Raw genomic sequence first — 404 nt, 5'->3', positions numbered from 1 at the left:
GGCGTAGGGTTCATTTGATATCGCCGATAAAATATGGTCCGGCACCAACAGGACCAGGTTTGTAAAGACGAAGCCATGAATTTGAATGCTCCCCCCATATCTCATTTTGTCAAAAACGGATTGAAGCTCGCCTTTTTCGATGACGGTGATCCGAGCGGCCCGCCGGTACTGCTGATTCATGGAATTGCCTCGACCGCGATTGCGAATTGGGTCAATCCGGGATGGCTCAAGACGCTCGGCGACGCGGGCTATCGCGTCATTGCCATCGATAACCGCGGCCACGGCTCCAGCGACAAGCTTTACGATGCCGATGTCTACCATCCCTGGATCATGGCCGAGGACGCCGTGGCTCTCCTCGACCATCTGGGCATAGCCGAAGCCCATGTCATGGGTTACTCCATGGG

Annotated in this window: 1 protein-coding gene; it reads left to right on the top strand. The window is 55.4% G+C overall.

From position 1 onward, the window contains the following. Positions 1–75: 75 nt before the first annotated feature. Positions 76–404: alpha/beta fold hydrolase (locus tag GR197_RS31670; protein ID WP_164016642.1), on the top strand; the 329-nt coding region annotated here is incomplete at its 3' end.

The organism is Rhizobium phaseoli (assembly GCF_010668805.1).
Lineage (GTDB): Bacteria > Pseudomonadota > Alphaproteobacteria > Rhizobiales > Rhizobiaceae > Rhizobium > Rhizobium phaseoli_A.
The sequence above is the reverse complement of the archived record's forward strand: the minus strand, read 5'-3'. Positions and strand labels throughout refer to the sequence as shown.